The sequence below is a fragment of the Glutamicibacter sp. MNS18 genome (assembly GCF_026107515.2).
Taxonomy (GTDB): domain Bacteria; phylum Actinomycetota; class Actinomycetes; order Actinomycetales; family Micrococcaceae; genus Glutamicibacter.
In genome coordinates this window covers 33,300-47,183 of record NZ_JAPCHW010000004.1, presented here as the reverse complement: position 1 = coordinate 47,183, position 13,884 = coordinate 33,300, and the positions used below count along the sequence as shown (strand labels likewise).

The window sequence follows — 13,884 nt, the reverse complement described above, 5'->3', positions numbered from 1 at the left end:
TTAAGAATGCAGGTACATAAGTACGACGTCGTCATCGTCGGTGCTGGCGGCGCCGGGATGCGTGCCGCGATCGAATCCGGGCAGCGCGCCCGTACCGCCGTGCTGACCAAGCTGTACCCGACCCGCTCGCACACCGGTGCGGCGCAGGGTGGCATGTGCGCGGCCCTGGCCAACGTCGAGGAAGACAACTGGGAATGGCACACCTTTGACACCATCAAGGGTGGCGACTACCTGGTTGACCAGGACGCGGCCGAGGTCATGGCCAAGGAGGCCATTGACGCGGTACTGGACCTGGAAAAGATGGGGTTGCCGTTCAACCGCACCCCGGATGGCAAGATCGACCAGCGCCGCTTCGGCGGCCACACCCGTGACCACGGCAAGGCCGCCGTGCGTCGCGCCTGCTACGCAGCGGACCGAACCGGTCACATGATCCTGCAGACCCTGTACCAAAACTGCGTGAAGCACAACGTCGAGTTCTACAACGAGTACTACGTACTGGACCTGCTGCTGGTCGAGGAGGATGCCTTCCGCGAGGACGGCACCGCCTACAAGCAGAAGCGTGTGGCCGGCGTGGTCTCCTATGACCTGGCCACCGGCGAACTGCACGTATTCCAGGCCAAGTCGGTGGTCTTCGCCTCGGGCGGCGCCGGCAAGGTCTTCAAGACCACCTCGAACGCCCACACCCTCACCGGTGACGGCATGGGTATCGCCTTCCGCCGCGGCCTGCCGCTGGAGGATATGGAATTCTTCCAGTTCCACCCCACCGGCCTGGCCGGGCTGGGCATCTTGCTCACCGAAGGCGCCCGCGGTGAAGGCGCCATCCTGCGTAATTCCGATGGCGAGCGTTTCATGGAGCGCTACGCACCGACCATCAAGGACCTGGCACCACGTGACATCGTGGCCCGTGCCATGGCCAATGAGGTACGTGAAGGCCGCGGCTGCGGTCCGAACAAGGACTACGTGCTGCTGGACCTGACCCACCTGGAACCGGAGCACATCGAATCCAAGCTACCGGATATCACCGAGTTCGCCCGCACCTACCTGGGTGTGGAACCGTTCACCGATCCGGTGCCCGTGTACCCCACCGCCCACTACGCCATGGGCGGCATCCCGACCAATATCTCGACCGAGGTCCTGCAGGACAACGACACCGTCATCCCGGGCTTGTTTGCCGCCGGCGAGGTCGCCTGCGTGTCGGTCCACGGCTCGAACCGCTTGGGCACCAACTCGCTGCTGGACATCAACGTGTTCGGCAAGCGTGCCGGTGTGGCCGCAGCGGAATACTCCAAGACCGCGGATTACGTGGCGTTGCCGGAGGAAGGCGATAACTTCGTCACCGAGCAGATCGATGCCCTGCTGAACTCCAACGGCACCGAACGCGTTGCCGAGCTGCGTGCGACCCTGCAGGAGACCATGGACGCCAATGTCCAGGTGTTCCGTGACGAGCGCTCGCTGAAGGAAGCACGCGACGTCATCGAGCAGCTGCGAGTGCGCTACAAGAACATCGGCATCCAGGACAAGGGCAAGCGCTTCAACCTGGACCTGCTGGAAGCCATCGAGCTGGGCTTCCTGCTGGATCTGGCCGAGGTCATGACCGTGGCGGCCCTGCACCGCAAGGAATCGCGCGGTGGCCACTACCGCGAGGACTTCCCGGACCGCGACGACGAGAATTTCATGAAGCACTCGATGTCGTACCGCGATGCCGAGGCCGTCACCGAGGACATCAAGGGCATCCGCATGGAAACCAAGCCCGTGGTCTTCACCCGTTACCAGCCGATGGAGCGTAAGTACTAATGAGCAGCGAACTGCCAGAACCAGCATCTAAGATCGAGCTGAAGCCCGGTGTCGGCGGCGGCGGCGAGATCCCAACCTTTAACATCACCTTGCGGGTACGTCGCTACCTGCCGGAAAGCAACGCCGAAGCCTACTGGGAAGACTTCAAGCTGACCATGTACGGGACCGACCGCGTGCTCGATGCCCTGCACAAGGTCAAGTGGGATCATGACGGCTCGCTGTCCTTCCGTCGCTCCTGCGCCCACGGCATTTGCGGCTCCGATGCCATGCGCATCAACGGCCGCAACCGTCTGGCCTGCAAGACCCTGCTCAAGGACCTGGACACCTCCAAGCCGATCACCGTTGAGGCGATCAAGGGTCTGCCGCTGGAGAAGGACCTGATTGTGGACATGGAACCGTTCTTCCAGTCCTACCGCGAGATCATGCCGTTCCTGATCAACAAGGGCCATGAGCCGAGCAAGGAACGCTACCAGTCCGTCGAGGACCGCGAGCGTTTCGACGACACCACCAAGTGCATCCTGTGCGCCGCGTGCACCAGCTCCTGCCCGGTGTTCTGGACCGATGGACAGTACTTCGGTCCAGCCGCGATCGTCAACGCCCACCGCTTCATTTTCGATTCCCGTGATGATGCCGGCGACATGCGTTTGGAGATCCTCAACGACAAGGAAGGCGTGTGGCGCTGCCGCACCACCTTCAACTGCACCGAAGCGTGCCCTCGTGGCATCCAGGTGACCAAGGCCATCGCCGAGGTCAAGCAGGCTATCCTCTCCCGCACCGTCTAGTCACGCGGGGATCGCGGGGCCCGAATCCATCACGGATTCGGGCCCCGCGGGCGTTTAATGATCCGCTCCCCCGGCTGCGCTCCTTGCGCTGCCCCGTCCACCCGGAATTAGCCTTGCCTTATTTTGAATAACTCAAGTTTGTGGCATGATGGAGGTATGGAACACACGGAATACGACGCACGCGCCCGCTGGTCACAGCCCCTGCGCGTTGCGGGCCGTCGTGTCACCAAACAACGCCTGGCCATCCTGGAATGCGCGACCAGCCACCCGCATTCCACGGCGGATGAACTGCATCGCCACGCCCGGCTCGCGCTACCCGGCATCGCCCTGGGCACCGTTCACACCGTAGTCAATGACCTGGCCGAATCCGGATTACTGCGTCGGCTGGATGTCCCGCACACCGGGGCGCGCTATGAAACCCGGATCACGGACCACCACCATGCGGTCTGCACGCAGTGCGGACTTGTCGAGGATGTCGCGTTACCGCATACACAACCGGCGTGCCTCGACCCCACCATCGTCCGCGGGATGAAAATCACCGTGGCAGAAGTCCTCTATCACGGACTCTGCGCCTCGTGCGCAGGCTCCCTGGACTAACCCTTCCCTGACCAAGCCCGATCCACACATAAAGGAGAGCACATGGCTGCCAACAATGGTCCCCAGACAGGTTCGACCACCCAGGCTGGTATTCCAGCCGTCAGCGACCGCAACTCGCTGACCGTAGGCCAGGACGGCCCCATCGTCCTGCACGACCACCACCTGGTCGAAACCCTGCAGCACTTCAACCGCATGAACGTTCCGGAGCGTCGCCCGCACGCCAAGGGTTCGGGTGCCTTCGGCGAGTTCGAGACCACCGAGGATGTCTCGCAGTACACCAAGGCCGCACTGTTCCAGAAGGGTGTCAAGACCGAGACCCTGTTGCGCTTCTCCACGGTTGCCGGTGAGCTCGGCTCCCCCGATACCTGGCGTGACGTGCGTGGTTTCGCGCTGAAGTTCTACACTTCCGAGGGCAACTTCGACCTGGTCGGCAACAACACCCCGGTGTTCTTCCTGCGTGATCCGATGAAGTTCCCGCACTTCATCCGCTCGCAGAAGCGCCTGCCGGATTCCGGCCTGCGCGATGCCACCATGCAGTGGGACTTCTGGACCCAGAACCCCGAGTCCGCCCACCAGGTCACCTACATCATGGGCAACCGCGGTCTGCCGAAGACCTGGCGCGAGATGAACGGCTACGGTTCGCACACCTACATGTGGGTCAACGAAGCCGGCGAGAAGTTCTGGGTGAAGTACCACTTCCTGAACAAGCAGTCCGACAAGTTCGAGACCATCTCGGGCGCCGAGGCCGAGGCCCTGGCCGGTGCGGATGCCGAGCACCACCGTCGAGACCTGTTCAACGCCATCAAGGAAGGCAACTTCCCGCAGTGGGACCTGTACATCCAGGTCATGCCGTATGAAGAGGCCAAGACCTACCGCTGGAACCCGTTCGATCTGACCAAGACCTGGTCGAAGAAGGACTACCCGCGCATCAAGGTCGGTACGCTGACCCTGAACCGCAACCCGGAGAACTTCTTCGCCGAGATCGAACAGGCCGCATTCTCGCCGATGAACATGGTGCCCGGCATGGGCATGAGCCCGGACAAAATGCTGCTGGGCCGCAACTTCGCCTACGCCGACGCCCAGCGCTACCGCATCGGCACCAACTTCCAGCAGTTGCCGGTCAACAAGCCGAAGGTGCCGGTACACACCTACAGCTTCGAGGGCAACATGTGGTACGAGTCCACCGGTGCCCGTAGCTACTACGCACCGAACTCCTTCGGCGACTCCTGGAGCGATGAGACCGGACCGGTCGACAACTCCTTCGAATCCGATGGGGAGCTGGTCCGTTCGGCCGCCACGCTGCATGCCGAGGACAACGACTTCATCCAGCCAGGCATCCTGGTCCGCGAGGTCTTCGACGACGCCCAGCGCGCCCAGTTCGTCGAGACCGTGACCGGCGCCCTGGACGGGGTCATTGAGCCGGTGCTGTCCAACGCCATCGAGTACTGGAAGAACGTGGATGCCGACACCGGTGCCCAGATCGAGGCCAACGTCCGCGGGAAGTAGTCCCGCGACGCGCCCCTGGCCGGTAGCCTCGCGGCCGCCGGTTGGCTCCAGGCGATAAGAGTGTGGTCCCGTGCATTGCGCACGGGACCACACTTTTTTGTTGCGCGGGGTTCAACGGGGGTCAGCGGTGGGCCGCCCCCAGCCGCGAAGGGCCGGATCGTGGCCTAGGCCAGATCGAATTGCTCGGTCAGGTTCCACTGCCCGCGACGCATATCGAATAATTGCACCGTCGTCACCGGAAAGCCCATCTGCACCTGCCCCAGCTCCGCCAGTGCCTCATCCAGCTGCCTGTCCGGGACATTCTGCGTGATTGTCAGGTGCGGATGGTAGGCGAACTGCGAGTCGTGGTGCAGCGGACCGTCCAGCAGGCTGGCGTGTATGCGATGGCATTGCCGGGCCCCGGACTCCAGCGGCAGGTACACCACCTGGCTGGCGGGGCGGAAACTGCAGGCGCCACCGAGGTGCACATCGAACGCCGGAACCTGGCGGAGAACCTGCGCCACATGAGCTGCCGCCTGCTGCCAGGTGCCCCGATGCGATCCGGTTACCAGGGTGATGTGCGGTGCCACCTGGTGGCTGTCCGGGCTTCCATGACGCACCCGCCACTGGTGCAGTTGGGCCCGTTGCGGTTCGGGCACCGGAATCACGACCCCCAGCGTATACCGGGGGTCGATGATGCGGTGCGGGAAAGCGGTCACGGTTAGCCGAGTCTGCCCAACGGCGGCAGCAGTCCGACCTTCTCGTAGACGTCGGAGACGGTCCGCGAGGCCACCTCACGGGCCTTGGCGGCGCCGACCTGCAGCAGCCGATCCAGTTCGGCCGGATCGTCCAGCAGTTCCAGGGTGCGTTCGCGGATCGGACCCAGCCGCTCCACCACGGCCTCGGCCACGGCCACCTTCAGGTGCCCGTACATCCTGCCCTCGAACTCGGCGACCAGTTCCGGTACATGCCGGTCGGTCACCGCGGCCAGGATGTCCAGCAGGTTAGAGACCCCCGGCTTGTTTTCCTTGTCGTAGGCGATCACGGTGCCGTCATCGGTGACCGCGGACTTGATGCGCTTGGCGATCAGCTTCGGTTCGTCGAGCACGTTGATCAGCCCGGCGGGCGATTCGGCGGACTTGGACATTTTCGAGGTCGGCTTCTGCAGGTCGTAGATCCGCGCCCCCTCGGTGGGGATCTGCGCCTCGGGAACCACGAAGGTCTGGCCGAAACGGTGGTTGAAACGCTGGGCCAGGGTACGGGTCAGTTCCACATGCTGGCGCTGGTCATCGCCCACCGGAACGCCATGGGGCTGGTACAGCAGGATGTCAGCGGCCATCAGCACGGGGTAGGTGAACAGCCCGACACTGGAGTTCTCGGCACCGCCCTTGGCGGACTTGTCCTTGAACTGGGTCATCCGGCTGGCCTCGCCGAAACCGGTGATGCAGTTGAACACCCAGGCCAGCTGGGAGTGCTCCGGGACCTGGGATTGGACAAAGAGCGTGGACTTGTCCAGGTCGATGCCGCTGGCGATGAACTGGGCAGCGGTCTTTCGGGTGCGGGCCTGCAGCTCCGCGGGGTCCTGGGGCACGGTGATGGCATGCATGTCCGGAATGAAGAAGAACGAGTCGAACTCGTCCTGGGTCTTCACCCAGTTCACCAGGGCACCGAGGTAGTTGCCCAGGTGCAGGGAGTCGCCCGAAGGCTGCATTCCGGAAAGGACGCGGGGTTTGGTCATGGAGATTCCTTGGGAGCTAGAACTGGTAGTCGACAACCAGCGGGGCATGGTCGGAGAAGCGCAACGCGTACTCGCTGGCACGGTCCACATGGGACTTGATGGCCTTGGCCGAGAGTGCGGGGGTGGCCATGTGGTAGTCGATACGCCAACCGGCGTTGTTGACGAACGCCTGGCCGCGCCAGGACCACCAGGTGTAGGGGCCCTGTTCGTCCCCGGCGAGCTCGCGGGCCACGTCCTTGTAGCCCAGTTCACCGAAGAAACCGTCGAAGTAGGCGATTTCCTCGTCCATCACGCCGGCCCGCTTGTTGTGGTTCGGCTTCCAGTTCTTGATGTCCTTCTCGGTATGCACGACGTTCAAATCGCCCACCACCAGCACGTGGTCCTTCTGCTCCTTGAGCACCGGCAGGTGGTCGGTCATCCGCTGCAGGAAACGGTACTTGTCCTCCTGCTTCGCAGTGCCCAGTTCACCGGAGTGCACGTAGCAGGAGACCACGCACAGGGTGGACCCGTCGGCCATGGTGAAGTCGGCTTCCACCCATCGTCCGGAGTCTGCGAAGTACTCGTCGCCGATGTGCGGGCGCACCGCGATCGGTTCAGCCTTCGAGAGGATCGCCACCCCGGCACGGCCCTTGTCCTTGGCCTCGGCATGCAGGATGTGCCACCCCTCGCCCACCAGTTCACGGACGATCTTGTCCGGTGCCCGCACCTCCTGCAGGCACAGGATGTCCACATCGCGGGCCTCGATCCAGTCGGGCATATTGCGCCGGTACGCGGCACGGATGCCGTTGACGTTTACCGAGGCCACACGCACTGCGCCGGCATTTTTGTTCAGGACTTCCAGGCTGCTAGGTATCACGGTTCCACCTTACAAAAAATACAGCGCAACCTCCGGATGGGACGTTGCGCTGTGGGGTAACAAAACTAGTCGATGATCTCGCCGTCGAGGGGCTGGCCGGAGGGCTTCATCATGTCGCGGGCGTTGCCGGCGGTCATGGTGATGGTTTCCAGGGCACGGTCGATCATGGCACGCGAGTCGGCGTCGTCCTTCTCCAGCTCCTGCCTGATCACCCCGGCCTGCACCTGGACGATCTTGAAGGAGTGGTCCAGTTTCAGGTCGCGCTGGCTGGTGCCCTCGTCGACCACGATGGAGGAACCGCCCTGGGCGCGACCGGCCGCCGCTGCGGTGGCCTCGCGTAGCGAGGTGTTGATCTTGTCGGCCCCGCGCTTGAGGCCGAAGACCAGGAAGGCCGAGAGCAGCAACCAGCCACCGGAGATGACCACGACGAACCAGCCAACGATCTCGTTCGAGTTGGCTGCGAAGATCACGGCGACCAGTAGCACGATGACCATCACGCCCATGGCCAGGGTTGAAGCGTTCAGGCTCAGCTTCTTGGCACCCGTTACGTTACTGCCTAAAGAATCCATGGTCCTATTCTTTCATTGTTCGCCGGTTGCAGACCAATTCATGGCCGCCGGATTCGCCCACAGCGTGTAGGCCGCCGACCTGCGGGTCCCGGATCCCGGCGCCGGGTGTTCGCGGCCGGGAGCGGATCAGCCCAGGAAAGTGAGGATCCCCAACTCATTGGATGCCGAGCGGATCAGCAGGAATCCGGCAAAACCGGCCACCCAGGCCAGGGATTCGGCGGCGAAGGCACCGGCCTTGGCGCCGACCCTCTGCAGCCACCGGTCCACCCGGGCACCGGCGGTTAACCGCAGCAGCACCAATAGCAGCGCGGGCAGGGTCATCAGCGCGCAGTAGCCGACCAGCACCGCCATCTGCACCATATGGTGCCACCCCAGGGACTCCATCAATCCCAGCGCCCCGAGGTAGGGCAGCATGGTCGGCAGTTCCATCAGGCCCGCCAGCAATGCCAGCACCACCACTCCGAGTGTGGAGTCCAGGGCAGCGTGCAACCGCCTGCCCAACCGGGCCGGAAGCACCAGCGTGGTTCCCTGAGTCGTGGCGGCCGGGTGCGCACCGTACCGTGTCGAATCCGGCGATCGGTCGGCATCAGGCGAATGCCTGGGGGCACCGTCCCGGGCCGCTCCGGCGTCCGCTTGTCCCTTGCCCGGTCTGGTCAGCGCCCAGGTCAACAGGCCGGCCCCCAGCAGAAGTTGTGCCCAACGCACCGGTGGGGCGTCCAGGAGCGCGCCCGCTCCGTTCAGCTCCCCCAGCTGCCAGCCGGTACGCAGCAGCACCCCGATCACCCAGTAGAATCCGGCGAGTACCGCCAGGTAGAGCAGTACCTTGGGCACCACCGACCGGTAGTCACGCCGCAGCAGCAACCAGATGGGAATGATCAGGGTGCCGATACTGGTCGCATCGATCAACGCCAGTACGGCCAGGGCGATGGCCGGAGCCTGTTGCATGAAGTCCATACCCCCAACTGTTCCGGGGCCGCGGTGTCGGCGCATCGGACCAAAGACCACCTCATGTCCTCCTTTCGGAGGAGGTGCCCATCCTACCGGCGGGGTGATGATGGATGGTATGAGTAGTTGGCCCGCGCAATTCAAACGACGTTTCGTTTCCGGGGAGCAGGAACAGGAAGTGGCCGTGACCTACCTGCTGCTCGCCGTGGCCCTGCATGCCTCGGGTCTGCTCAACCAGGCTGTGCCGGCGCTGGAGTCCTACCGGGGATGGTGGCCGGTGCCGATGCTGGCCGGGGCCGGCGCCATCCTGCTGCGTCGGCGCAGACTGGGGGCCAGTGTGGCAGGCCAACTGGTGTGCGCCGTCGTGGCCCTGGCCGTGGGGAGCATCGGCGGGTATCTGCTGCTGTTCGAGTCGGTGTTCAGCATTTTCCTGCTGGCCTCCACGCGTATCCGCCAACTCACTACCCTGGTGATCGCGGCGCTGCTGCTGGGCTCGGGTGTGCTGGCAGGGGTAGCCATGGACAGTTTCCAGCAGGGCTTGCTGGCCGTGTTCGTGGCCGGCTTCGTGTTGCTGACCCCGGCGCTATGGGCGATGAATGTGCGCAACGCGCTGGAACTGGCCCGCATCCAGCGGCAACGGGCCGAGGCCCTGCATAGCGCGGCGCAGGACCGGGAGCGGCTGCTGGAGGCCCGGCATCGTGAATCGATGGCGGAAGAACGTACGGCCCTGGCCCGGGAAATGCACGATGTGCTCTCCGCCAGGTTCTCCTCCATCGCGCTTCTCAGCGGGGCTCTGGCGGATCGGACCGCACCGGGTTCCGCCACGGGCGACGGGTCTGGGCACGCGGACCTGCACCGCCCGTTGCAGACCATCCGCACCGAAAGCCTGAGCGGGCTGGAGGAAATGACCCAGATGGTGCGGATGTTGCACTCGCGAAACTCCACGGCGCTGGTGACCAGCCTGGACGGGCTGCCGGCGCTGGTGGCGTCCTTCCGCGACGGCGGCAGCAGGATCGACTTCTCCTGCGATCTGGGTCCGCGCCGGTTAACCGACCCGCGCCTTGGCACCGCGATCTACCGCACCCTGAATGAACTGCTGGTCAACCACGCCAAGCACGCGCCGGAGCAGCCGCTGCGGTTACGGGTCGGACTCCACGGGCAGGATGTGGCGATCCGCGCCGGCAACCCCGTGGCCCCGGATCACGGCAGCAGGTTGCACGGGGCCGGTACCGGGCTGGGTAATATCAGGGCGCGGGCCGAGGCCCTGGGTGGAAGCATGCACAGTACGGCCACGGCGGACGGGTTCGTGGTGGCCGTGCGTTTTCCGCTGGCACCTCCCGATCATCCCGCGGTGCCCCGGCAGATCGCACCGGCGCAGCAGGGCGCACCGCAGATGGTACCGAGAAACACAGGAGAAGCATGAGCGTACGGGTACTGATCGTCGACGACCACGACACCGTGCGGCTGGGCATCCGCATGGTGTTGGAGGCCGACGCGGGCATCGAGATCGTCGGGGAGGCCGGCAACGGACGGGCCGCCGTCGAACTGGCCCGGGCGCACCGCAGTGACGTGGTGCTGATGGATCTGCGCATGCCGGTACTGGACGGGGTGGCGGCCACCGGGCAGATCACCTCCGCGCAGTTGGGCCGGGTACTGGTGCTGACCACTTTCGACGACGACGATTACCTCTTCGGTGCCCTGCAGGCCGGGGCGTACGGGTTCCTGCTCAAAAGCGCCACCCCGGCCCAAATCATCACCGCGGTGCACGATGCCGCCGCCGGACGCTCCACCCTGGCCCCGGAGGTCACCGCACGCGTGATGCACCGGGCGATGACCACCACCGTCGTGCCCCCATCCATCGGTGCCGATCTGGACCGGCTGCTGACCGAACGTGAGCTGGAGGTACTCCGGCTTCTCGGTCGGGGGCTGAGCAACCCGCAAATCGCCGGACAGCTGCTGATCGGTGAAACCACCGTGAAAACCCATGTCTCCCGGCTCATGATGAAGCTCCAGGTCACCTCGCGTGTCCAGGCGGCCCGGGTGGCTTTCGAACGCTGGGGGTGACTACCAGCAGACCAGACAGAACGGGTGATCTTGCGGATCCAGGTACACCCTGAAGGTCTTGGTCCCTTCACCGGTGGCCCGAGCCCCGAGGGCGAGCACCTGGTTTTCGGCCAGGTCCAGGTCCTTGACCCGCACGTCGATATGGGCTTGTTGCGGATGCAGGTGGCCCGGCCACTCGGGTGCGACGTACGGGCTCACCGCCTGGAACGCAAGGGCCGGCCGGTCGGCGGCATCACCGATGCTCACCCAGTCGGGATCGTTGTCGATCCGCACCATCCCCAGCAGCTGTTCGTAGAACCGGGCCAGCTGATCGGGGTCCTCGCAGTCAATGACCATTGCTTGCCATGTGCCAATCATTTTCTCGCCCCTCCGGCATGAAAATTCGAGGTTGTGCTTCGGGTGCTTCCCATTATGCCGACCGGTCGCCTCCGGCGATAGGGTAGCGGCGAACTCCTTCGGAACACGGCCACGCCGGACCGCACCGGCCACCGGGCTCAGCCCGCTGGCAGCGCCCCTTCAGCGCCGGTGTCCTGCCGCCAGCCCTCCTGCGCAATCTTCCTGCAGTGGTCAATCAGCGCCTGGACACGGGCCGGGATCTTGCTCTCGCGCGGGCTGATCGCCACCACCGCATTCGGGTAATTCGGCGCCTGCAGGTCACGGAACACCAGGGGACGGCCTTCGAGTGAAAACTCGGCATTATTCGGGCGACGCATCAACAAGCCGTAGCCCAGGCCACGGCCCACCATGGCGCTGACCAGGATCATCTGGGGCACCGAGGCCGCGATCCTCGGGGTCATCCCCTGGGAGGCGAACAGTTGCATCTGGTGGTGGGTACTGGGATCCGATTCGTAGCGGATCAGGGGCTCGTCCACCAGGTCCGTCAGCCTCAGCGGCCGATCCAACCGTGCCAAGGGGTGCTCCGGATGCAGCACCACCTGCATCTGCGTCTGGTAGATCTCCTGTTTGGCAATGTCGTCGGGCAACGACAGGTCGTAGACGAAGGCGGCGTCCAGGTCCCCGGTGCGCAGAGCGGGCAGCAACTCGTCGTGTGTTCCCACCGTGACCGAGACATCAAGTTCGGGGTGCAACGGAGGGAAACTTTCCATCAGTGCCGGCACCAGGTGCGGGGACAACGAGGCGAAACAACCGAAGCGCACCGGTCCGCGCAAGGTGCCCAATCGGTATGGGAAAGTGGCCTGGAGGTCGTCCACGTCGGCCATGATCTTGCGGGCCAGGGAGGAAAAATGCAGTCCAGACGCGGTCATCGACAGGCCGTGTGCCTTGCGCCTGAGGCACAGCGGTTCACCGGCAATGCGTTCGATGGCCGTCAGGGCCTGGGAAAGCGCGGATTCGGAAATGCGAAGCTGGCTGGCAGCTGATCCCAGGGTGTCATGTTGCGGTAGCACCGCCATGATTTCCAAGTGCCGCAAGGAGAAACCGGCCATCACATAAGCTCCGCTTCAAATGTTGTGCAGATATTTGAAGTTTACCTTACCTATGCGTGGTGTCACACTTGGGTGAGGAACAACTCACGCGACGTACAGCACCATGGGCGTCGCCCATCGAGGAGCATCATGAGCCTTTCAGCCTCCCACCAAGAAAATCGCACCAACCAGCGACGGGTCGCCTTTGCCACCATCATCGGCACCACGGTCGAGTGGTACGACTTCTTCATCTATGCCACGGCCGCGGGCCTGGTCTTCAGCCAGCTCTTTTTCGAACCGGCCGGTAGCCAGCTGGGGCTGCTGATCTCCTTCGCCTCGGTCGGCATCTCCTTCCTGTTCCGACCGCTGGGAGCATTCCTGGCCGGTCACTACGGGGACAAGATCGGCCGAAGGGCCATGCTGGTGCTCACCCTGTCACTCATGGGTGCGGCGACGGTACTGATCGGCGTGCTGCCCACCTACGAGACCGCTGGCATGATCGCACCCGTTCTGTTGCTGTTGCTGCGCATCCTGCAAGGCATCTCGGCCGGCGGCGAATGGGGCGGCGCGGTCCTGATGGCCGTGGAGCACGCACCGGAAGGCCATCGTGGACGTGCCGGGGCGAACCCGCAGATCGGTGTCCCGCTGGGCATGCTATTGGCCTCGGGCATGATGGCGTTGATGACCGGGGTGATTTCCCCGGGCGAGGCGTTCCTGGAATGGGGATGGCGCATACCGTTCCTGGTCAGCTTCGTACTGATCATCATCGGTTACTACGTGCGCAAGGCGGTGGACGAATCCCCGGTCTTCGAGGAGATCGCCGAACACAATGCGCAGACCAAGGTTCCCATCGTCGAGCTGTTCAAGAAGCACTGGCCGCTGGTGGTCATTGCCGCATTGGTCTTTGCCGGCAACAATGCCGCCGGTTACATGACCACCGGAGGCTTCTTCCAGGCCTACACCACCGACCCGGAGGGCCCGATCGGTCTGGAACGCACCGACGTACTGCTGGCCGTGGCCGCCGGCGCCGCCATGTGGCTTGCCATGACCCTGGTCTCGGGAGCGCTGGCAGACAAGATCGGCCGCGTACGCACCTACCAGCTGGGTTTCGTGATCCTGATCCTTTCCTTCTTCCCGGTTTTCGCCCTGGTGAACAGCGGCTCGCTGGTCATGCTGTATCTGGCATTCATCATCTTCGCCGTCGGCCTCGGGCTGACCTATGGCCCGCAGGCGGCCCTGTATTCGGAACTCTTTCCGGCCTCGGTGCGGTTCTCGGGTGTGTCGATCTCCTACGCCATCGGCGCGATCGTCGGAGGCGCCTTCGCACCGATGATCGCCACCGCCCTAGTGCAGGCCACCGGAGGAACCAATGCCGTGGCGATCTACCTGCTGGTTGTCGCGTTGATCTCGCTGACCGCAGTGAGCCTGATCCGCGACCGCAAGGACATCGACCTGTCCTTCACCAACCAGGCCGAGCAGGAAGTCGGGGCGCTCATCTTCGACAAGCGACGTGCCGTGGACGCCACGACCGGGGCGAGTTCCGAGAAGTAGCCTTTTGCGATGCAATGGGGGGCCGGTGCATGGCACCGGCCCCCCCATTGCATGCCTGCCGGGGTTTTCCCCGGCTCGC

At 64.3% G+C, this 13,884-nt stretch carries 14 protein-coding genes; 7 read left to right on the top strand and 7 right to left on the bottom strand.

Annotation, left to right across the window (positions count from 1 at the left end):
- Positions 1-6 precede the first annotated feature (6 nt).
- The 4 genes from sdhA to OK351_RS05940 all read left to right on the top strand — a co-directional run bounded on the left by sdhA (position 7) and on the right by OK351_RS05940 (position 4,679).
- Positions 7-1,794, top strand: coding sequence for a succinate dehydrogenase flavoprotein subunit (gene sdhA, locus OK351_RS05955; RefSeq protein WP_265156823.1), 1,788 nt, complete (start codon positions 7-9; stop codon positions 1,792-1,794).
- Positions 1,794-2,576, top strand: a complete 783-nt coding sequence (locus tag OK351_RS05950; protein WP_265156821.1) for a succinate dehydrogenase iron-sulfur subunit — start codon at positions 1,794-1,796, stop codon at positions 2,574-2,576. The genes sdhA and OK351_RS05950 overlap by 1 nt, the downstream gene beginning before the upstream one ends.
- 156 nt (positions 2,577-2,732) lie before the next feature.
- On the top strand, positions 2,733-3,173 hold the full coding sequence (locus OK351_RS05945; protein WP_265156819.1) for a Fur family transcriptional regulator: 441 nt from the start codon (positions 2,733-2,735) through the stop codon (positions 3,171-3,173).
- A gap of 42 nt (positions 3,174-3,215) precedes the next feature.
- Positions 3,216-4,679, top strand: coding sequence for a catalase (locus OK351_RS05940; protein ID WP_265156817.1), 1,464 nt, complete (start codon positions 3,216-3,218; stop codon positions 4,677-4,679).
- Between the two features lie 164 nt (positions 4,680-4,843).
- Here the strand turns inward: OK351_RS05940 and OK351_RS05935 are convergent, their stop codons facing one another.
- From OK351_RS05935 to OK351_RS05915, 5 genes are all read right to left on the bottom strand, one after another.
- Positions 4,844-5,377 carry a 2'-5' RNA ligase family protein gene (locus OK351_RS05935; RefSeq protein ID WP_265156815.1) on the bottom strand — a complete coding sequence of 178 codons (534 nt, stop codon included), beginning with the start codon at positions 5,375-5,377 and terminating at the stop codon, positions 4,844-4,846.
- 2 nt (positions 5,378-5,379) lie between these two features.
- Complete coding sequence (trpS, locus tag OK351_RS05930) at positions 5,380-6,396, bottom strand: tryptophan--tRNA ligase (protein ID WP_265156813.1); 1,017 nt, start codon at positions 6,394-6,396, stop codon at positions 5,380-5,382.
- Positions 6,397-6,412: 16 nt separating this feature from the next.
- Positions 6,413-7,252 carry an exodeoxyribonuclease III gene (locus OK351_RS05925; protein ID WP_265156811.1) on the bottom strand — a complete coding sequence of 280 codons (840 nt, stop codon included), beginning with the start codon at positions 7,250-7,252 and terminating at the stop codon, positions 6,413-6,415.
- Between the two features lie 65 nt (positions 7,253-7,317).
- Positions 7,318-7,821 (bottom strand): hypothetical protein, encoded by a 504-nt coding sequence (locus OK351_RS05920; protein ID WP_265156809.1) that lies wholly within the window; start codon positions 7,819-7,821, stop codon positions 7,318-7,320.
- A gap of 126 nt (positions 7,822-7,947) precedes the next feature.
- Positions 7,948-8,775, bottom strand: coding sequence for a GAP family protein (locus OK351_RS05915; RefSeq protein ID WP_265156807.1), 828 nt, complete (start codon positions 8,773-8,775; stop codon positions 7,948-7,950).
- A 109-nt stretch (positions 8,776-8,884) separates the two neighbouring features.
- Between OK351_RS05915 and OK351_RS05910 the strand changes: the two genes are divergently transcribed.
- Positions 8,885-10,189: a sensor histidine kinase gene (locus tag OK351_RS05910; RefSeq protein ID WP_265156805.1), complete on the top strand. Its 1,305-nt coding sequence runs from the start codon at positions 8,885-8,887 to the stop codon at positions 10,187-10,189.
- Positions 10,186-10,830 carry a response regulator gene (locus OK351_RS05905; RefSeq protein ID WP_265156803.1) on the top strand — a complete coding sequence of 215 codons (645 nt, stop codon included), beginning with the start codon at positions 10,186-10,188 and terminating at the stop codon, positions 10,828-10,830. Before OK351_RS05910 ends, OK351_RS05905 begins: the two co-directional genes overlap by 4 nt.
- Here OK351_RS05905 and OK351_RS05900 read toward each other — a convergent pair whose 3' ends face one another.
- Positions 10,831-11,166: a VOC family protein gene (locus OK351_RS05900; protein ID WP_306349469.1), complete on the bottom strand. Its 336-nt coding sequence runs from the start codon at positions 11,164-11,166 to the stop codon at positions 10,831-10,833.
- A 158-nt stretch (positions 11,167-11,324) separates the two neighbouring features.
- Positions 11,325-12,275, bottom strand: coding sequence for a LysR family transcriptional regulator (locus tag OK351_RS05895; protein ID WP_265156799.1), 951 nt, complete (start codon positions 12,273-12,275; stop codon positions 11,325-11,327).
- Between the two features lie 129 nt (positions 12,276-12,404).
- Between OK351_RS05895 and OK351_RS05890 the strand changes: the two genes are divergently transcribed.
- Positions 12,405-13,805: an MFS transporter gene (locus tag OK351_RS05890; RefSeq protein ID WP_265156797.1), complete on the top strand. Its 1,401-nt coding sequence runs from the start codon at positions 12,405-12,407 to the stop codon at positions 13,803-13,805.
- Positions 13,806-13,884 lie beyond the last annotated feature (79 nt).

Bases quoted from the DNA above. Each gene is read 5' to 3' on its own strand.
- sdhA (WP_265156823.1), top strand. From the start codon at position 7: ATGCAGGTACATAAGTACGACGTCGTCATCGTCGGTGCTGGCGGCGCC.
- OK351_RS05950 (WP_265156821.1), top strand. From the start codon at position 1,794: ATGAGCAGCGAACTGCCAGAACCAGCATCTAAGATCGAGCTGAAGCCC.
- OK351_RS05945 (WP_265156819.1), top strand. From the start codon at position 2,733: ATGGAACACACGGAATACGACGCACGCGCCCGCTGGTCACAGCCCCTG.
- OK351_RS05940 (WP_265156817.1), top strand. From the start codon at position 3,216: ATGGCTGCCAACAATGGTCCCCAGACAGGTTCGACCACCCAGGCTGGT.
- trpS (WP_265156813.1), bottom strand. From the start codon at position 6,396: ATGACCAAACCCCGCGTCCTTTCCGGAATGCAGCCTTCGGGCGACTCC.
- OK351_RS05920 (WP_265156809.1), bottom strand. From the start codon at position 7,821: ATGGATTCTTTAGGCAGTAACGTAACGGGTGCCAAGAAGCTGAGCCTG.
- OK351_RS05915 (WP_265156807.1), bottom strand. From the start codon at position 8,775: ATGGACTTCATGCAACAGGCTCCGGCCATCGCCCTGGCCGTACTGGCG.
- OK351_RS05910 (WP_265156805.1), top strand. From the start codon at position 8,885: ATGAGTAGTTGGCCCGCGCAATTCAAACGACGTTTCGTTTCCGGGGAG.
- OK351_RS05905 (WP_265156803.1), top strand. From the start codon at position 10,186: ATGAGCGTACGGGTACTGATCGTCGACGACCACGACACCGTGCGGCTG.
- OK351_RS05900 (WP_306349469.1), bottom strand. From the start codon at position 11,166: ATGGTCATTGACTGCGAGGACCCCGATCAGCTGGCCCGGTTCTACGAA.
- OK351_RS05895 (WP_265156799.1), bottom strand. From the start codon at position 12,275: ATGGCCGGTTTCTCCTTGCGGCACTTGGAAATCATGGCGGTGCTACCG.
- OK351_RS05890 (WP_265156797.1), top strand. From the start codon at position 12,405: ATGAGCCTTTCAGCCTCCCACCAAGAAAATCGCACCAACCAGCGACGG.